General features: G+C 69.6%; 15 protein-coding genes. 10 read left to right on the forward strand and 5 right to left on the reverse strand.

Translation table 11 applies throughout. The features are described 5' to 3' along the window. Window positions 1-12: 12 nt before the first annotated feature. The 4 genes from AL346_RS22500 to AL346_RS22515 form a co-directional block, all read right to left on the reverse strand. Window positions 13-864, reverse strand: a complete 852-nt coding sequence (locus AL346_RS22500; protein ID WP_019403328.1) for an ABC transporter permease — start codon at window positions 862-864, stop codon at window positions 13-15. After that, on the reverse strand, window positions 861-1,682 hold the full coding sequence (locus tag AL346_RS22505) for an ABC transporter permease (protein ID WP_019403327.1): 822 nt from the start codon (window positions 1,680-1,682) through the stop codon (window positions 861-863). Before AL346_RS22505 ends, AL346_RS22500 begins: the two co-directional genes overlap by 4 nt. Window positions 1,683-2,013: 331 nt before the next feature. After that, entirely contained in the window at window positions 2,014-3,150 is a 1,137-nt protein-coding gene (locus tag AL346_RS22510; RefSeq protein WP_026014770.1) for an extracellular solute-binding protein, read from the reverse strand. Window positions 3,151-3,189: 39 nt separating this feature from the next. Next, window positions 3,190-4,341, reverse strand: coding sequence for an ABC transporter ATP-binding protein (locus AL346_RS22515; protein WP_019400163.1), 1,152 nt, complete (start codon window positions 4,339-4,341; stop codon window positions 3,190-3,192). 501 nt (window positions 4,342-4,842) lie between these two features. Between AL346_RS22515 and AL346_RS22520 the strand changes: the two genes are divergently transcribed. The 9 genes from AL346_RS22520 (at window position 4,843) to AL346_RS22560 (ending at window position 15,276) form a co-directional block, all read left to right on the forward strand. Beyond that, on the forward strand, window positions 4,843-6,789 hold the full coding sequence (locus AL346_RS22520; RefSeq protein ID WP_019400164.1) for a sigma-54-dependent Fis family transcriptional regulator: 1,947 nt from the start codon (window positions 4,843-4,845) through the stop codon (window positions 6,787-6,789). Window positions 6,790-6,962: 173 nt separating this feature from the next. Further along, entirely contained in the window at window positions 6,963-8,009 is a 1,047-nt protein-coding gene (locus AL346_RS22525) for an ATP-NAD kinase family protein (RefSeq protein WP_019400165.1), read from the forward strand. 42 nt (window positions 8,010-8,051) lie between these two features. Then, window positions 8,052-9,035: a thiamine pyrophosphate-dependent dehydrogenase E1 component subunit alpha gene (locus AL346_RS22530; RefSeq protein ID WP_019400166.1), complete on the forward strand. Its 984-nt coding sequence runs from the start codon at window positions 8,052-8,054 to the stop codon at window positions 9,033-9,035. Window positions 9,036-9,070: 35 nt separating this feature from the next. Then, window positions 9,071-10,090, forward strand: coding sequence for an alpha-ketoacid dehydrogenase subunit beta (locus AL346_RS22535; RefSeq protein WP_053194155.1), 1,020 nt, complete (start codon window positions 9,071-9,073; stop codon window positions 10,088-10,090). Between the two features lie 10 nt (window positions 10,091-10,100). After that, window positions 10,101-11,219 carry an acetoin dehydrogenase dihydrolipoyllysine-residue acetyltransferase subunit gene (locus tag AL346_RS22540; RefSeq protein WP_019400168.1) on the forward strand — a complete coding sequence of 373 codons (1,119 nt, stop codon included), beginning with the start codon at window positions 10,101-10,103 and terminating at the stop codon, window positions 11,217-11,219. 68 nt (window positions 11,220-11,287) lie between these two features. Beyond that, on the forward strand, window positions 11,288-12,076 hold the full coding sequence (locus AL346_RS22545; RefSeq protein ID WP_019400169.1) for an SDR family NAD(P)-dependent oxidoreductase: 789 nt from the start codon (window positions 11,288-11,290) through the stop codon (window positions 12,074-12,076). Window positions 12,077-12,206: 130 nt separating this feature from the next. Beyond that, window positions 12,207-13,175 (forward strand): helix-turn-helix domain-containing protein, encoded by a 969-nt coding sequence (locus AL346_RS22550; RefSeq protein ID WP_019400170.1) that lies wholly within the window; start codon window positions 12,207-12,209, stop codon window positions 13,173-13,175. A 153-nt stretch (window positions 13,176-13,328) separates the two neighbouring features. Further along, window positions 13,329-14,846 (forward strand): aldehyde dehydrogenase, encoded by a 1,518-nt coding sequence (gene adh / locus AL346_RS22555; protein ID WP_019400171.1) that lies wholly within the window; start codon window positions 13,329-13,331, stop codon window positions 14,844-14,846. 58 nt (window positions 14,847-14,904) lie between these two features. After that, a complete protein-coding gene (locus AL346_RS22560) occupies window positions 14,905-15,276 on the forward strand; it encodes a DUF779 domain-containing protein (protein ID WP_019400172.1) in 372 nt (123 codons plus the stop codon). A 1-nt stretch (window position 15,277) separates the two neighbouring features. Here AL346_RS22560 and AL346_RS22565 read toward each other — a convergent pair whose 3' ends face one another. Then, the gene (locus AL346_RS22565) at window positions 15,278-16,249 is read right to left on the reverse strand and encodes a LysR family transcriptional regulator (RefSeq protein ID WP_053194157.1); all 972 of its coding nucleotides are present in this window, start codon (window positions 16,247-16,249) and stop codon (window positions 15,278-15,280) included. A 97-nt stretch (window positions 16,250-16,346) separates the two neighbouring features. On the opposite strand from AL346_RS22565, the gene AL346_RS22570 reads away from it, so the two are divergent. Beyond that, entirely contained in the window at window positions 16,347-17,309 is a 963-nt protein-coding gene (locus AL346_RS22570) for an MBL fold metallo-hydrolase (protein WP_019400174.1), read from the forward strand. Window positions 17,310-17,319 lie beyond the last annotated feature (10 nt).

Raw genomic sequence — 17,319 nt, forward strand, 5'->3', positions numbered from 1 at the left:
GCGGCCTTTGCGTCAGTGGCCGACGCGCGACAGCACGTCCGCCTTGAGGAAGCGCTCCACCACCAGCATGAAGGCGATGGAGGGCACGAGCAGCAGCAGCGCCGTGATCGAGGCGATCTGGTAGTTGCCGCCGGCGCCTGCCGTATAGAGCAGAAGCGGCAGCAGGTTGACGTCCGGCGCGCCGACGAAGAACGAGCCGGTGAATTCGTCGAGGGATTCGAGGAAGACGAAGATGGCGCTCGCCATCAGTCCCGGGGCGGCGAGCGGCAGGGTGACGTCGCGGAAGGCGCGCAGCGCGCTCGCGCCGATGGAGCGGGCGGCCTCTTCCAGCTCCCGGTCGACCGCCGAGAAGGCGGCGGTGGCGATCCACACCGCATAGACGAGCCCATGCGTGACGTGGACGAGGACGACGCCGGGAATGGTGCCGTTGAGGCCGAGCCCGTAGAACAGCCGCGCGATGTTGACGTAGACGGGCAGGTTAGGGAACGCCTGCGGGATGAGGAAGGCGATCAGGATGAGACTGCGCAGCGGCAGCTTGAGCCGCGCCAGCGCATAGCCCGCCGGCACCGCGAGCGCGAGCGCCACGATCACCGTCAGGGTCGCGACGAAGACGCTGTTCGCGAGGGACTCCATGGCGTTGCCGCGGGGCGAGAAGACGCGCTGCCAATAGCTGAAGCCGTATTCCAAGGGCAGCGCGTACGGGAAGTACCAGCGCTCCGCCACCGTCCACAGCACGAGATTGGTGAGCGGCCCGAAGATGATGAAGGCGAGAAGGCCGAGGACGAGCCCGCGCGGCAGCCACCATAGGTCGATCCGCGGCAGCCGGCGGCCGGCGGCCGGAGGCGTCGTGGCGAGGCTCGTCATGCCCGGCTCCTCACGTTGTGCCTGAGGTAGATCCAGGCGACGCTCGCGGTGATCAGGAGCGAGATGAGGCCGAGCGCATTGGCGACGCCGTAGTCGCGATAGGCGTTGAGGCGGAAGGCGATGTCGGCGGTGATCATGGTCGGCGACTGGGCGTTGATCATGAGCGGCACCGACAGCACCGACATCATGGTGACGAAGGACAGGACGAGCCCGACGATGAGCGTCGTCGCCACCTGCGGCACGACGATCTCGATGAGGATGCGCAGGCGCGAGGCGCCGAGGTTGCGCGCCGCCTCGATGGTGCCGCGGTCGAGCGAGGCCATGGCGCCGGAGACGAGCAGCGCCACGAAGGGCGCCTGTTTCCAGACGAAGGCGATGACGATGCCGCGCCAGTCGAGGAAGCTCGTCGTCTCGAGCGGCGTGAGGACGCCGAGCGAGACCAGCGTGTTGTTCATCATGCCGTTCTTGGCGAGGAAGGTGCGCAGCACCTGGCCGACGACGATGAAGGGAATGAACAGCGGCCAGCGATAGAGCCAGCGCAGGACGGCGACGGCGAGCGGATTCTCGCCGAGCGTGAGATAGCCGCCGATGGCGATGGCGACGAGCCCGATGATCGCCGTCGACAGGCTGACGATGACGACGGTGAACAGGATGTCCTGGCTATAGAGCGCGAAGGCCTTGTCGAAATTGCCGAGCCCGTAGCGGCCCTCGACCTCGAAGGCGCCGACGACCGAGGCCGCGAGCGGCACGATGAAGAGCAGCGTGATCGTCGCCAGCGCCGGCAGGACGAGGATGAGGCCGAGGAGGCGTTTCGACATGGGGCGGTCCGGTTATGCGGCGAACATCATGGATGGGAGCTGCTAGTTCTCTTCCCTCACAGGAATAGGTCGGCCGTGTATGGCAAGAGTGGCACGGATCCTCCCCCGCACGGGGGAGGTGGCGCCGCGATGCGGCGACGGAGGGGGCACGCGATCGACATTTGCGCGTCGTTTCCGGCCGTGACCCCACCCGTCTCGGTCCTTCAGACCGATCCACCCTCCCCTGAAGGGGAGGGATCTGGCGCCGCACGTACCAATCACGATTGCTCGTCGTGCGGGGAAGGGAATTGCGGCGTCCGGGACCGTTGACACCGGGCGCCAATGGCCCCGCTCAGTTCGAGACCTGGCGCTCGTAGGCCTCGAGGATCGCGTTGTTGTAGGGCGCGATCGGGAAGGGCTTGCCGTTCTTGGCGAGGTCCTCCGGCGTGATGTCCTTGAACAGCTTGCTCCAGGTGGCCTCGTCGAGCTCGGCCTGGACGTGCTGGGCGTCGATGCCGGGATACCAGTTGAAGCGCTTGACGATGCCCTCGGCCTGCACCTTCGGGCTCGTCGCCATGGCGACGAACTTCTCGGCGAGCTCGCTGTTCGGGCTCTTCGCCGGCACCACGTAGTGCATCGGCTGGCCGGGCATGCCGGGCTCGGGCAGCACGAGCTTGAGGTCCGGCGGCAGGCGCCCGTCCGCCTGCCAGGAGTAGAACATGTCGACCCACACCGGGCCCATGGCGATCTCGCCGCGGCTCAGGAGGTCGAGCGTGCCGGCGTTGCCGGGGGTGAGGGTCGCGTGGCTCGTGAAGTCCTTGAGGCTGGCGAGCGCCTTGTCCCACTTCTTCGTCTCGGCCTCCTCGAAGGGCCCGTTCTGCAGCTTGCCGGCGTCGCCCTCGCCGAAGGCGTAGACCCAGCCCATGACGAAGCTGACGCCGGAGGCGCCGCCCTTAATGCCGTTGTAGCCGAACTGCTTGGGGTTCGCCTTGGCCCATTCCGCGAGCTCGGCATAGCTCTTCGGCGGATTGGCGAGGAGATTGGGATTGTAGGCGAGCGCCGTCTGGCTGTTGAACATCGGCATGACATAGCCGCTCACCTTGGTGCCGAGCGCCATGTCGGCATTGCCGCGGGTGACGAGCTTGCCGCTCGGGATCTTCTCGCGATAGGCCTCGAGATAGCCCGCCTCCACCATGGGGCCGGCGAACTTCTCGTGCACCACGGCGACGTCGACGTCCCACTTGGCGCTGCCGGCCTTGGCCTGCGCCTCGAAGCGCTCGAGGATCTTCTGCGAGCCGGCATCGCCGGGGCCGGTGCCGACGACGCGCACCTTGATGCCCGGGTTCTCCTTCTCGAACAGCGGCCCGAGATATTCGCTCACATACTCGACCATGTTCTGGTCGCCGGCGGTGACCACCGTGAGCTCGGCTGCCGCGGCGGGAGTGGCCGCGAAGCCGAGGACGAGTGCTGCATTGAACAACGGTTTCATTGCTCGGTCTCCGTTATGGTCGGGCGCGGGGGCCCGATGTCAGGCTCCGGCCAGTTCGCTGGCCTTGTCTGTCTTGTGTCGGGAGGATCCGGCTGCGGCCGGTTCGGCGCCGGCCGGGCTGAACAGGAAGAGGGCCTCAGGCGGCACGCATACCTTCACGGCCGCGTCCGGGGCGAAGGCCTGCGGCGCGTCGACGAGGACGGTGTCGGGGCCGACGGCGACGGCGTGGCGCCAATGGCCGCCGGGATAGCTCGCGCTCTCGATGCGGCCGGGTAGAACCAGCGTGCCCTCCGGAACGTGCGCGGCGTCGCCCGCCGGCACGAGCTCGGCCGCCTCGGCGCGGAAGCGGGCGACGATGGGCCCGTCGGCGAGCGGCCGCCCCGCGAGCGGCACGGAGCAGGCCTCGTTCGTCGGTCCGGCCGCGATGGCGAAGCGGTCGCCCACGACGCGCCCGACGAGGCCGATGCGGTTCTCCGCGCCCATGAAGGCGGCGACGAAGGACGAGACGGGCCGGTTGTAGACCTCCTCCGGCGTGCCCGCCTGGGCGATGCGGCCGTTGTCGAGGATGACGATGCGGTCGGCCATCACCATGGCCTCCTCGCGGTCGTGCGTGACGTGGACGGCGGTGATGCCGAGCCGACGCTGCAGGGCGCGGATCTCGTGCCGGACGGAGAGGCGGATGCGCGCGTCGAGGTTCGACAGCGGCTCGTCGAGCAGCAGGATCTCGGGATCGATGGCGAGCGCCCGGCCGAGGGCGACGCGCTGGCGCTGGCCGCCCGAGAGTTCGGCCGGCTTGCGGCGCGACAGGCCGGTGAGGCCGAGCAGCGCCTCCATCTCCGCGACGCGCCGGGCGATCGCCTCGGCCGGCTGGCGCCGCAGCTTGAGCCCGTAGCCGATGTTCTGGGCCACGCTCATGTGCGGCCACAGGGCGTAGGACTGGAAGACGAGGGCCATGCCCCGCTTGTCCGGCGGCAGGCGCGTCACGTCCCGCCCGGCGACCGCGACGGTCCCGGTGGAGGGCATCACGAAGCCGGCGATCGTGCGGAGCAGGGTGGTCTTGCCGCAGCCCGAGGAGCCGAGCAGGGCGACGAACTCACCCTTGGCAATGGCGAGGTCGATGCCGTCGAGCACCGTTGTCGCGCCATACGCGACGCTCGCCTTCTTCACCTCGAGAAACGGCGCCAGTGTCATCGAGCCCCCGTTGCACAGCTGTGCATCGCGGTGCGGCGATGCCCTGCAAGCCAGGTCCGGACATAGGCTCTATTCATAACATCCCGATGACGGTTTGGGCAGACCGGTTGCGCCGCTGCCGCTTTCGCGAGCAGGCCGCTTTCTTCTCCCGGGCTGCGGTTGTCCGATTTGTAGTGTGCAATCTCTCCGCCCGTCATGGCCGGGCTTGTCCAACCCAAGTCCAGCCTGTGCGACTCGGGTCACTTCAAAGAGACGCAAGGCGCGTTGCTGTTGCCATCCACGCCTTTCGGGGCTTCCTCGATACTTTGACGGCGTGGATGCCCGCGACAGGCGCGGGCATGACGGCGCAGCCGGCCGAGACGGTTTCACACGCATGATCAACGGGTTGAAGCAAGGCGAAGGGGTGTCGAGGGATGGACGTGCCGTCACGGCTTGATCGGACCGGCGTCCGGGGCGACACTTCACGCAAAATCGAAAAGACATATGGGGAGGAGCGCAGCCATGAGGCAGGAGCAGGCCGCCCATATCGACGAGGTCGTGCGGGTCGCCGTCGGCGAGCGGACAGCGCGCGATGCGGTGATCCAGGAGTCGTGGCGGCGGTGCGTGGACGAGCACAAGCTCGATCCCGTCGTCCTGCGCGATGCGCAGATCCTGCCCCAGGCGCAGCTGCGCGAACACCGCGACGCCATGGACGAGTTCCTGCACACCGCGCGCGTGGGGCTCGAGACGCTCTATCGCCAGGTCTCGGGCCTCGGCTATGTCCTCCTCCTCACCGACGCGAAGGGGGTCACCGTCGATTTCATCGGCGATCCCACCTTCAACGACCAGCTGCACCGGGCCGGGCTCTATCTCGGCGCCGACTGGGCCGAGACGCATATGGGCACCTGCGCCGTCGGTACCTGCATCGCCACCGGCGAGGCGCTGACGGTGCACCAGAGCGACCATTTCGACGCGACGCACATCCCGCTCACCTGCACCGCCGCGCCCATTTTCGACTCGGGCGGCACGCTCGCGGGCGTGCTCGACATCTCGGCGCTCAAGTCGCCGGAGCCGAAGCAGAGTCAGCACCTCGCGCTGCAGCTCGTCAGGTCGTATGCCCACAAGATCGAGAACGCCAATCTCCTCAACAATTTCCGCAGCGAGTGGATCCTCAAGCTGGCGGCGAGCCAGGAATTCGCCGACGTCGATCCCGACTTCGTGCTGGCGGTCGATGCAGGCGGGCGCATCATCGGCTTCAACGACCGCGCGCGCCGCCTCCTGCTGCGCGAGGCCGCCCTGCGCTCGATGCGCAATCCGAACCCGCTCGGGGCGATGATCAGCGACTATCTCGACTGCCGGGTCGACGACCTGCCGCTCTTCGCCCATTCACTGCCGACGCGCCAGCGGGCCGTCCGGCTCCTGGCAAGCGGCACGACCCTCTTCGCGCAGAGCCTGCCGCCACCCGCCCGCGCGTCGCAGCAGCCGGCGCCGGCACGGAAGGCGGCGCTGGCGCGGCCTCTCGAGAAGCTGCATGGCGGCGACCCGATGATGGAGGAGGTCATCGCCAGGGCCGCCCGGCTCGTCAACACGCAGATGAGCATCCTCATCCATGGCGAGACGGGCACGGGCAAGGAGCATCTCGCCAAGGCCATCCACGCCGCGAGCGCCCGGGCGGGAAGGCCCTTCGTCGCCGTGAACTGCGCCGCGCTGCCCGAGGCGCTCATCGAGAGCGAGTTGTTCGGCCACGAGCCGGGGGCCTTCACGGGCGCCGCGGCCAAGGGCAAGAAGGGCCTCGTCATCGAGGCCGACGGCGGCACGCTCTTCCTCGACGAGATCGGCGACATGCCGCTCGCGCTGCAGACCCGCCTGCTGCGCGTGCTCGCCGAGCGCGAGGTGACGCCCGTCGGCCGCACCCGGCCGGTGCCGGTCAACATCCGCGTCATCGCCGCCACGCACCGCGACCTCGTCGAGCTGGTGCGGGCCGGCGAATTCCGCGAGGACCTCTACTTCCGGCTCAACAGCGCCGTGCTCGCCCTGCCGGCGCTGCGCCAGCGCGCCGATCTCGTCTGGCTCATCGAGCACCTCATCGCCGCGCGCGGCGACGGCGCCCTGCCGCGGCGGCTCTCGCCGGCCGCCATGAACGCCCTCAAGGCCCATTCCTGGCCCGGCAACATCCGCGAGCTGGTCAATTGCCTCGACTATGCCCGCGCCGTCGCGACGAGCGACGTCATCGACGTTGCCGACCTGCCGCCGACCATCTTCGAGGAGGCGCTGCTTCATTCCCCGGCGCCATCGCCGGCCCCCGCCGCCGCACCGGAGGAGACGGTGCGGGCGGAGCGTCTCGTCGAGGCCTTGCGCGCGCGGCAGTGGAACGTCTCGGCGGTGGCGCGGGAATGGGGTCTCGACCGCTCCACCATCCACCGTCGCATGCGCCGCTTCGGCATCGTGCCGCCGCATAAATTGAGCTGACGGGCGCCACACCTGTTGCAGGCGGGGCGCCACAGCTGGGGCGCCGGCGCCTCACCAGTCCCGCCTGAGAGAACAGTCGGATTGTTTGTTTTCAACGACTTGGCGCTGACCACGCCATTGGCATCGTCCTTGCCGCATCCTTCGCAAAAGACGACAAGCGAAGGGAGGACGGCTTGGGGCCCATCGTCGGCATCATCGCCAATCCGGTCTCGGCACGCGACATCCGCCGCGTCGTCGCCAATGCGGCGAGCCTGCAGATCGCCGATCGCGCCAACATCGTGCTGCGCGTGCTCGCCGCGCTCGCCGCCTGCGGCATCGAGCATGTGGTGATGATGCCGGAGCACGGCGGCATCCGCGGGCACGTGATGCGCGGCATCGAGCGCTCGCGCAACCAGGGTGAGAGCCGTTTTCCGCACGTGACCCATCTCGACATGCCGGTCACCGGCACGGCGGCGGACAGCGCGCGCGCCGCCCGCCTCATGCACCGCGCGGGCGTCGCGGCCATCGTCGTCCTCGGCGGCGACGGCACGCACCGGGCCGTCGTCAAGGAATGCGGGCGGGTGCCGATCGCCGGCATCTCGACGGGCACCAACAACGCCTTTCCGGAGCATCGCGAGCCGACGGTCACCGGCCTCGCGGCCGGCCTCGCCGCCACCGGGCGCGTGCCGGCCAAGGTCGCCTTCGCGTCCAACAAGCGCCTCGACGTCGCGGTCGGCGAGCGGCCGGCGGAGATCGCGCTCGTCGACGTCGCCTTCGTCACCGACAGCTATATCGGCGCCAGGGCGCTGTGGCGCACCGAGACCTTCCGCGAGCTCTTCGTCACCTTCGCCGACCCGGAGGTGATCGGCATGGCGGCCATCGCCGGGCTGATCGAGCCGGTCGGGCGCGGGGAGGCGGGCGGCATGATGGTTTCGCTGGCGCCCGCCGCGACGGCGCGCACCGTCCTCAGCGCCCCGATCGCGCCCGGCCTCGTCGTGCCTGTCGGCATCGACGACTGGCGGCGCATGCCGGCGGGCATCCCCTTCCACCCGCATCTGGCGGCCGGCTCCGTCGCCCTCGACGGCGAGCGCGAGATCTTCTTCGACGGGCGCGAGCCCGTCTCGGTGACGCTCACGGCCGATGCCTTCCGCACCGTGAACGTGCCCGCCGTCATGCAATTCGCCGCGACGCACGGGCTGCTCAGGGCCGGGGCATCCCTGCTCGCCACGGCTCTCGCCTGAACCAACGACAACCCCAAGGGTCGACCAAAGGAGGAAATGCCGATGTCCACCAGTCCCTTCCCGCTCGACAAGGCGGACCTGATGAAGGCCTACCGCACCATGCGGACCATCCGCGAGTTCGAGGAGCGGCTGCATGTCGAATTCGCCAAGGGCGACATTCCGGGTTTCGTCCACCTCTATGCGGGAGAGGAGGCCTGCGCCACCGGCATCATGATGCACCTGACCGACGTCGACCGCATCGCCTCCACGCACCGCGGCCACGGCCACTGCATCGCCAAGGGCGTCGACGTCCACGAGATGATGGCCGAGATCTACGGCAAGGCGACCGGCGCCTGCCGCGGCAAGGGCGGCTCCATGCACATCGCCGACCTCGCCAAGGGCATGATGGGGGCGAACGGCATCCTCGGCGCCGGAGCCCCGCTCGTCTGCGGCGCCGGCCTCGCGGCCAAGTTCCGCGGCGACGGCGGCGTCGGCATCACCTTCTTCGGCGACGGCGCCTCCAACCAGGGCATGGTGCTGGAGAGCATGAACCTCGCCGCCGTGTGGAACCTGCCGGTCATCTTCGTGGTCGAGAACAACGGCTATGCGGAATCGACCTCGGTCGACTACGCCACCGCCGTCGATTCCTACGTCGACCGCGCCTCCGGCTTCGGCCTGCCGGGCGTGACCGTGGACGGCACGGACTTCTTCGCCGTCTACGAGGCGGCCGGCGAGATGATCCGCCGCGCGCGCGAGGGCGGCGGGCCGGCGCTGCTCGAATGCAAGATGGTCCGCTTCTTCGGCCATTTCGAGGGCGACGCCCAGACCTACAAGGCCAAGGGCGAGAACGACTACAACCGCGAGCACCGCGACTGCCTGAAGATCTTCGCCGCCCGCGTGCGCGAGACGGGCGTCGTCACGGCCGAGGAATTCGCGGCGGTCGACCGGGAGGTCGGGGCGCTCATCGAGGATGCGGTGGCCTCCGCCAAGGCCGCGCCGCTGCCGTCGGCACGCGACCTCACGAGCGACGTCTACGTCGCCTACTGACGCTCGACAACCAAGAACATCCGGAGGAAACCGTCATGGCCCGCAAGATCAGCATGAAACAGGCGATCAACGAGGCGCTCGACCTCGAGATGCGCCGCGACCCCGCCGTCATCGTCATGGGCGAGGACATCGTCGGCGGGGCCGGCAGCCCCGGCGAGGAGGATGCCTGGGGCGGCGTGCTCGGCGTCACCAAGGGGCTTCACGCCAAATATCCCGGCCGGCTGCTCGACACGCCCCTGTCGGAATCGGCCTATATCGGCGCCGCCATCGGCGCGGCTGCCTGCGGCATGCGCCCGGTGGCCGAGCTGATGTTCCTCGACTTCATGGGCGTGTGCTTCGACCAGATCCTGAACCAGGCGGCGAAGTTCAAGTACATGTTCGGCGGCAAGGCCAAGACCCCCGTCGTCATCCGGGCCATGGTCGGTGCCGGCTTCCGCGCCGCCGCCCAGCATTCGCAGATGCTGACGCCCGTCTTCACCCATGTGCCGGGGCTCAAGGTCGTCTGCCCGTCCAATGCCTATGACGCCAAGGGCCTGCTCATCCAGGCCATCCGCGACGACGATCCCGTCATCTTCTGCGAGCACAAGAACCTCTACGGCCATGAGGCCGACGTGCCGGAGGAGGCCTATGTCATCCCCTTCGGCGAGGCGGCGGTGGTGCGCGAGGGCAAGGACGTCACCATCGTCAGCTATGGGCTCACCGTGCACCGGGCGCTGGAGGCGGCCGAGCGGCTCGCCAAGGAGCGCATCGAGGCCGAGGTGATCGACCTGAGGACGCTCTCGCCGATCGACTGGGACACGGTCCTCGAGAGCGTCGAGACGACCGGCCGGCTCGTCGTCGTCGACGAGGCGAACCCGCGCTGCTCCATCGCGACGGATGTGGCCGCGCATGTGGTGCAGGAGGCCTTCGGGGCGCTCAAGGCCGCGCCGCAGATGGTGACGGCGCCGCACACGCCGGTGCCGTTCTCGCCCGTGCTCGAGGACCTCTACATCCCGACGGCGGATGCGATCACCGCCGCGGTGTCGAAGATCGCGCCGCGCGCCATGGCAGCTTGAGGGGAAGGACATGACGGATCAGCGCATCAAGCCGGTGGTGATGCCCAAGTGGGGCCTTGCCATGGAAGAGGGCAAGGTCACGGGCTGGCTGAAGCGGCTCGGCGACAGGATCGCCGTCGGCGAGGAGATCGTCGAGGTCGAGACCGACAAGATCGCCGGCGTCGTCGAGGCGAGCGAGGCCGGCGTCCTGCGCCGCGCCATCGGCGAGGTCGACACGGTCTATCCGGTCAAGGCCCTCATCGGCGTCGTCGCCGATGCCGACGTGCCGGAGGAGGAGATCGACGCCTATGTGGCGGGCTACGTCACCCCCTCTGCGGACGAGGCGGGCGAGGAGGAGGCGGGCCCGACCTATGAATTCGTCGAGACGCCCGCCGGCCGGCTGCGCTATGCGCGGCGCGGGGAGGGCGCCGAGACGATCGTGCTCGTGCACGGCTTCGGCGGCGATCTCGACAACTGGCTGTTCAACATCGATGCGCTGGCGGACAAGGCGACGGTCTATGCGCTCGACCTGCCGGGTCACGGCCAGTCGGCCAAGGCGATGCCGGAGGGGGGCGTCGAGGGCCTCGCCCGCGCCCTCCTCGGCTTCATGGACGCGCTCTCGATCGAGCGCGCCCATCTCGTCGGCCATTCCATGGGCGGCGCCGTGTCGACACTCGCGGCAAATGCCGCGCCGGGGCGGGCCCGATCGCTGACGCTGATCGGCTCGGCCGGGCTCGGGGAGGAGATCAATGCCGGCTACATCGCCGGCTTCGTCTCCGCCGCCTCCCGCCGGGAGCTGAAGCCGGTGGTGGAGCAGCTCTTCGCCGATCCGTCCCTCGTCAGCCGCCAGCTCGTCGAGGACCTCCTCAGATACAAGCGCCTCGACGGCGTCTCGGCGGCGCTCGAGGCGTTGTCCGGCGCCTTCCTCGCCGACGGGCGGCAGAAGACGCTCGTCGCCGCCTCCCTCGCCGCGCTCGACATCCCGGTCCTCGTCGTCTGGGGCGCGGAGGACCGCATCATCCCGGCCGCCCATGCCGAGGCGCTCAATGGCCGCGCCAAGGCCGAGGTCATCCCCGGCGCCGGGCACATGGTGCAGATGGAAAAGGCGAGCCGCGTCAATGAGCTGATCGGCGCCCATGTCACCGGCTGAAGATCGCTGACAACGCCCTATGACCTGCAACGAAGGCCGGCCTCTCGCGGCCGGCCGAGGAGAAAGCCATGCCATTTGGACTGAAGGACAGGAGCATCATCGTGACCGGCGCCGCGCGCGGCATCGGCGCGGCCATCGCCCGCGGCCTCGCCGCCGAGGGCGCCCGCGTCGCCGTCGCCGATCTGTCGAAGGAGAAGGCGGACGAGACCGCGCGGGCGATCCGCGAGGCGGGCGGGTCAGCGATCGCCGTGGAGGTGGACGTCCGGGACCGGGCCGCCGTGCGCGCCATGATCGACGAGGCGGTGAAGGCGCACGGGCGCCTCGACGTCATCTTCAACAATGCCGGCGTCGCCCAGACCAAGCCCTTCCTCGACATCACGGAGGAGGACTGGCGCTTCGTCAACGAGGTCAACGCCCTCGGCGTGCTGATCGCGATGCAGGAGGCGATCCGCACCATGCTGGCGCAGGGCGGCGGCGGCAAGATCGTCAACACGGCCTCCATCGCCGGCAAGCAGGGCTACGAACCGCTCGCCCATTACAGCGCCAGCAAGTTCGGCGTCGTGGCGCTGACCCAGGCGGCGGCCCGGGCCTTCGGCAAGGACGGGATCACGGCGAACGCCATCTGCCCGGGCGTCGTCGCGACCGACATGTGGAAGGTCATCGACGAGGGCTTCCGCGACCACGGCCTGACGAAGAAGCCGGACGAGGCCTTCGAGACCTTCGCGGCGGGCGCCGTGCTCGGGCGGGCGTCGACGGCGCAGGACCTCGTCGGTGTCGCCTGCTTCCTCGCGTCCCCGGCCTCGGACTTCATGACCGGCCAGTCGCTCCTCGTCGACGGCGGCATGGTCTTCGTCTGAACGAGAGGCCACGCCGGTACGCGCCGTGCGGCCTTAAGTCTAAGGCGGCACGGCTTGTCCGCACGGGCAGGCGCCACTATCGTCGGCCGCAAGGGGCGGCCACAACGCCCGCACCATGGGAGGAAGCCACATGCGCGATGCGTCGGTGGCACGCCACGTCGACCGCATCGAATCCGCCATCGCAGGCAGCGAGGCGGCGCATTCGGCCCTCGTCGCCTCCTGGCAGCGCTCATGCGCCCTTCACCGGCTCGATCCCGCCGACGGCCGCAGTCCCCAAACGCTCACGGGGCCGGAACTGCAGCGGGCGCGCGAACGGCTGGAGCTGCTGATCCGGTCGGCGCAGGACAGCCTCAACCGCCTCTACCAGGCGGTGGGAGGCGTCGGCTGCTGCGTGCTCCTCGCCAATGCCGACGGGGTGCCCGTCGACCGGCGCGGGGCCCCCGCCGACGACGAGACCTTTCATCGCTGGGGCCTGTGGACCGGGACGGTCTGGAGCGAGGCGAGCGAGGGGACGAACGGCATCGGCACCTGCCTCGTCGAGCAGCGTCTCCTCACCATCCACCGCGACCAGCACTTCCACGCCCGCAACAGCGGCCTCAGCTGCACCACCGCCCCGATCCACGACCATGAGGGCCGGCTCGCGGCCGCGCTCGACGTGTCGTCGTGCCGCGCCGACCTCACCGAGGGCTTCGTCAACCTCATTGCCGTCGCGGTGAGCGACGCGGTGCGGCGCATCGAGGCGGAGAACTTCCGGCGGGCCTTTCCCGATGCCCGCGTGCTGCTGGCGCCATCGCCGGAGCGCGGCGGGGGCGGGCTGATCGCCGTCGACCGGCACGATCTCGTCATCGGCGCGACGCGCGCCGCCCGCCTCGCCTTCGGCCTCGACGACGGCGATCTCAAGGGCTCGCTGCCGGCAGCCGACCTCCTCGCCGGCGGGCCGGGAACGCGCGAGCAGCTGGCGGATGCCGAGCGCGGCGTCATCCAGCGCGCGCTGGCGCGCTCGCACGGCAACGTCTCGGCGGCGGCCGCCTCGCTCGGCATGAGTCGCGCCACCTTCTATCGGGCGCTGAAGCGGCTGCGCCTCGACGCCGCTCACTGATCCCGACCCGAAAATCTTCCGCCGAACTGTCTCAGTTCTGAAACACTCGCCGGCCCTCGGGCGCGAGGGGCCGGCTGACGGCCTTCGGCCCAGGGCGCAAGCTTCCTCACCGGCTCGCAGCAGCCTTCTCGCAGAGCCTTGGGAGGAAAGAGAATGAACAAGGTCGATGTCTCGCGCACCGCGCGCTCGCCGTTCGCCGCCCGCTACGGCAATTTCATCAACGGGACCTGGGTCGAGCCGAAGGCCGGCCGGTATTTCCAGAACACCTCGCCGGTGAACGGGCAGCCGCTCTGCGACATCGCCCGTTCGGACGCGGCGGATATCGAGGCCGCGCTCGACGCCGCCCATGCCGCCAAGGACACCTGGGGACGCACCAGCGCCGCCGGGCGCGCCGCCGTCCTCAATGCCATCGCGCAGCGCATGGAGGACAACCTCGACCTCCTCGCGCGGGCGGAGACCTGGGACAACGGCAAGCCGATCCGCGAGACGACGGCGGCCGACATCCCGCTCGCCATCGACCACTTCCGCTATTTCGCCGGCATCGTCCGCGCCCAGGAGGGCTCGATCGGCGAGATCGACCATGACACGGTCGCCTATCACTTCCACGAGCCCCTCGGCGTCGTCGGCCAGATCATCCCGTGGAACTTCCCCATCCTGATGGCGGCGTGGAAGCTCGCGCCGGCGCTCGCGGCCGGCAATTGCGTGGTGCTGAAGCCGGCCGAGCAGACGCCGGCCTCCATCCTCGTCTGGGCCGAGCTCGTCGGCGACCTCCTGCCGCCGGGCGTGCTCAACATCGTCAACGGCTTCGGCCTGGAGGCCGGCAAGCCGCTCGCCTCGAGCCCGCGCATCGCCAAGATCGCCTTCACCGGCGAGACGACGACCGGCCGGCTCATCATGCAATATGCCAGCCAGAACCTCATCCCCGTCACGCTCGAGCTCGGCGGCAAGTCGCCGAACATCTTCTTCAAGGACGTGCTCGCCGAGGACGACGACTTCCTCGACAAGGCGGTCGAGGGCTTCGTCATGTTCGCGCTCAACCAGGGCGAGGTCTGCACCTGCCCGAGCCGCGCGCTGGTGCACGAGGCGATCTACGACCGCTTCATGGAGAAGGCGCTCGCGCGCGTCGCGGCGATCGTGCAGGGCGACCCGCTTGACCCGGCGACGATGATCGGCGCGCAGGCCTCCGGCGAGCAGCTCGAGAAGATCCTGTCCTATATCGACATCGGCCGGCAGGAGGGCGCCGAGGTGCTGGCGGGCGGGGAGCGCAACGTGCTGCCCGGCGACCTCGCCGGCGGCTATTACGTCAAGCCCACGGTCTTCCGCGGCCACAACCGCATGCGCATCTTCCAGGAGGAGATCTTCGGCCCGGTCGTCTCCGTCACCACCTTCCGGGACGACGAGGAGGCGCTGTCGATCGCCAACGACACGCTCTACGGCCTCGGCGCCGGCATCTGGACGCGCGACATGTACCGTGCCTATCGCTTCGGCCGCAGCATCGAGGCCGGCCGCGTGTGGACCAACTGCTACCACGCCTATCCGGCCCACGCCGCCTTCGGCGGCTACAAGCAGTCCGGCATCGGGCGCGAGACGCACAAGATGATGCTCGATCACTACCAGCAGACCAAGAACATGCTGGTGAGCTACAGCCCGAAAAAGCTCGGCTTCTTCTGATAGCGACAGGGAAGGGCGGGTCCGACCCGCCCTTCCGCAGCAATGCAGGGCGCTACCCATGGACATGGCGGAGGAAAAGGGCACGTCGCGCGTCACGGCGACGGCCGCGGCGCTCGCCTTCATCGCGGAACTCGCGGCGGACTACGGGCCGGTCCTCTTCCACCAGTCCGGCGGCTGCTGCGACGGCTCCTCGCCCATGTGCTACCGGCGGGACGAGTTCATGGTCGGGGACGGCGATGTCCTCCTCGGGCACATCGGCGGGGCGCCGTTCTATATCGGCGCGGCCCAGTACGAGGCCTGGAAGCACACCGCACTCATCATCGACGTCGTGCCGGGGCGCGGCGGCATGTTCTCGCTCGACAACGGGCGCGAGCGCCGCTTCCTGACCCGCTCGCGGGTCTGCGCCCTGCCGCAGGCCGTGCGGCGCTGAATCAGACCGCCCGAAGGCGCTGAGGGCCAGCCGCCGCAGCCGGCAGCTCGTTCTGCCCGCCGAGCACGGCCGTGATGCCGTGCCGCAGCCAGGCGGCCGCGGCGTCGCGGTCGCTGCGGGCGGACCACACCATCGAGACTAACGGCAGGTCGAAGGTGAGCGGCAGCGGGCTCAGGGTGAGGCCGAAGCGAGCGCCGAAACGGCGCAGCATGCGCGCCGGCAAAGTGGCGACGAGCGGCGCCTCGGCGGCCGCCGCGAGGATGGTGAGGAATTCGGAGCCGGCCATCACCACGTTGAGCGACAGGCCGGCGCGCGTCAGCGCCTCGTCGAGGCAGCCCTGCAGCGACTGGCCGAGGCTGATGAGCGCGTGGTCGGCGGCATGGTAGTCCTCGAGGCTGATCGGCGTCGCGAGCGGCAGCAATGCGGCGTTGAAGCAGCACATCAGCTCTGGCCCGAAGAGATGCTGGTGCCGGTGGCGCTGGGCGCCGGGCTCGAAACAGCCGACGGCGACATCGATGGTGCCGTTGTCGAGCAGATGGTGCACCTCATTCTTGTCCGCAGAGCGTCCGAGCAGACGGATGCCCGGCGCCGTGCGCCGTGCGAGGGCGGCGAGGTCGGGCAGCAGTAGCAGTTCCATCTCGCTGGAGAAGCCGATGCGGAAGGTGCGCTGGTGCGTCGCCGGGTCGAACCCGTCCTCGGCCCGGATGGCATCCTGCATCTGCTCGAGCGCATGGCGCACGCGCGGCGCGACGGCGAGCGCCTTGGCGGTCGGCTGCATCGCCTGGCCGACGCGCACGAAAAGCTCGTCCTGCATCAGCACGCGCAGCGTCGCGAGGCTGTGGCTCATGGCCGGCTGGCCGATCTTCAGCCGCGCCGCCGCGCGCGTCACCGTGCCCTCCTGCATCAGGGCATCGAAGGCGACGAGCAGATTGAGGTCGAAGGACCGTAGATCGAAATGATCGATGGAGCTCATGATCCGTATCGATTTGTTTGCTGGAGCAGGCGTAGCCAGATTTCGGCGGCGGCGCAATGGCGCCGGATCGATCGAAACGACGGATATTGGACGGATCATGGACAGACGCAGATTCCTGTCGCTGGCTCCCGCCGCTGCCGCGGCAAGTGCAACCGCGGCCCTGCCGGCGCTCGCCGCGGCGCCCTTCGCGGGCTCCGCCCCGCCCGGCTTCTATCGCATGAAGCTCGGCGACTATGAGCTCACGGTGCTGCTCGACGGCACAGTGCCGGTGCCGCTCACCACGCTCTACAACAACACCAGCCCCGAGCGGGTGGAGGAGGGCCTGGCGGCCGCCTTCCTGCGCTCGCCCGTCGATCTCTCGGTGAACGCCTTCCTCGTCAACACCGGCGAGCGGCTCGTCCTCGTCGATGCGGGGACGGGCACCCTGCTCGGCCCGACGCTCGGCCGGCTGCCCTCGGCGCTGAAGGCCTCCGGCTATTCACCCGACCAGGTCGACGACGTCGTTCTCACCCATGTCCATACGGACCATTCGGGCGGCCTCGTCGTCGACGGGGAGCAGGTGTTCCCCAATGCCACGATCCACGCCCACCGCCGCGACATCGACTACTGGCTGAGCGAGGCCAATCGCGCCGCAGCGCCGGCGGACAAGAAGGAGCTCTTCGAGGGCGCCGTCGCCTCGCTGGAGCCCTACCGCAAGGCGGGCCGTCTCGTCCCCTTCGACGACAACGCCGAGCCCGTGCCCGGCTTCCGCACGGTCTTCCGGCCGGGCCACACGCCGGGGCACAGCGCCGTCGTCGTCGAGAGCCGCGGCGAGAAGCTGGTGCTGTGGGGCGACATCACCCATGGTGACGTCATCCAGTTCGACGAGCCCGGCGTCGGCATCGCCTTCGACGAGGACACGCCGGCGGCGGTGGCGACGCGGGCGCTGGCCTTCGCCGAGGCGGCCGACGAGCGCTACCTCGTCGGCGGTGCGCACATCCGCTTCCCGGGCCTCGGCCATGTGCGCCGTGACGACAAGGGCTACGACTGGGTGCCGCTGAACTACAGCCTGCCGGGCTGAGCGGCGGGGA

Origin of the sequence: Chelatococcus sp. CO-6 (assembly GCF_001271345.1) — a bacterium.
GTDB classification, from domain to species: domain Bacteria; phylum Pseudomonadota; class Alphaproteobacteria; order Rhizobiales; family Beijerinckiaceae; genus Chelatococcus_A; species Chelatococcus_A caeni.

Excerpts from the sequence above, each read along its gene's own strand:
- AL346_RS22500 (WP_019403328.1), bottom strand. The coding sequence starts at position 864 with ATGACGAGCCTCGCCACGACGCCTCCGGCCGCCGGCCGCCGGCTGCCG.
- AL346_RS22505 (WP_019403327.1), bottom strand. The coding sequence starts at position 1,682 with ATGTCGAAACGCCTCCTCGGCCTCATCCTCGTCCTGCCGGCGCTGGCG.
- AL346_RS22510 (WP_026014770.1), bottom strand. The coding sequence starts at position 3,150 with ATGAAACCGTTGTTCAATGCAGCACTCGTCCTCGGCTTCGCGGCCACT.
- AL346_RS22515 (WP_019400163.1), bottom strand. The coding sequence starts at position 4,341 with ATGACACTGGCGCCGTTTCTCGAGGTGAAGAAGGCGAGCGTCGCGTAT.
- AL346_RS22520 (WP_019400164.1), top strand. The coding sequence starts at position 4,843 with ATGAGGCAGGAGCAGGCCGCCCATATCGACGAGGTCGTGCGGGTCGCC.
- AL346_RS22530 (WP_019400166.1), top strand. The coding sequence starts at position 8,052 with ATGTCCACCAGTCCCTTCCCGCTCGACAAGGCGGACCTGATGAAGGCC.
- AL346_RS22535 (WP_053194155.1), top strand. The coding sequence starts at position 9,071 with ATGGCCCGCAAGATCAGCATGAAACAGGCGATCAACGAGGCGCTCGAC.
- AL346_RS22540 (WP_019400168.1), top strand. The coding sequence starts at position 10,101 with ATGACGGATCAGCGCATCAAGCCGGTGGTGATGCCCAAGTGGGGCCTT.
- AL346_RS22545 (WP_019400169.1), top strand. The coding sequence starts at position 11,288 with ATGCCATTTGGACTGAAGGACAGGAGCATCATCGTGACCGGCGCCGCG.
- AL346_RS22550 (WP_019400170.1), top strand. The coding sequence starts at position 12,207 with ATGCGCGATGCGTCGGTGGCACGCCACGTCGACCGCATCGAATCCGCC.
- adh (WP_019400171.1), top strand. The coding sequence starts at position 13,329 with ATGAACAAGGTCGATGTCTCGCGCACCGCGCGCTCGCCGTTCGCCGCC.
- AL346_RS22560 (WP_019400172.1), top strand. The coding sequence starts at position 14,905 with ATGGACATGGCGGAGGAAAAGGGCACGTCGCGCGTCACGGCGACGGCC.
- AL346_RS22565 (WP_053194157.1), bottom strand. The coding sequence starts at position 16,249 with ATGAGCTCCATCGATCATTTCGATCTACGGTCCTTCGACCTCAATCTG.
- AL346_RS22570 (WP_019400174.1), top strand. The coding sequence starts at position 16,347 with ATGGACAGACGCAGATTCCTGTCGCTGGCTCCCGCCGCTGCCGCGGCA.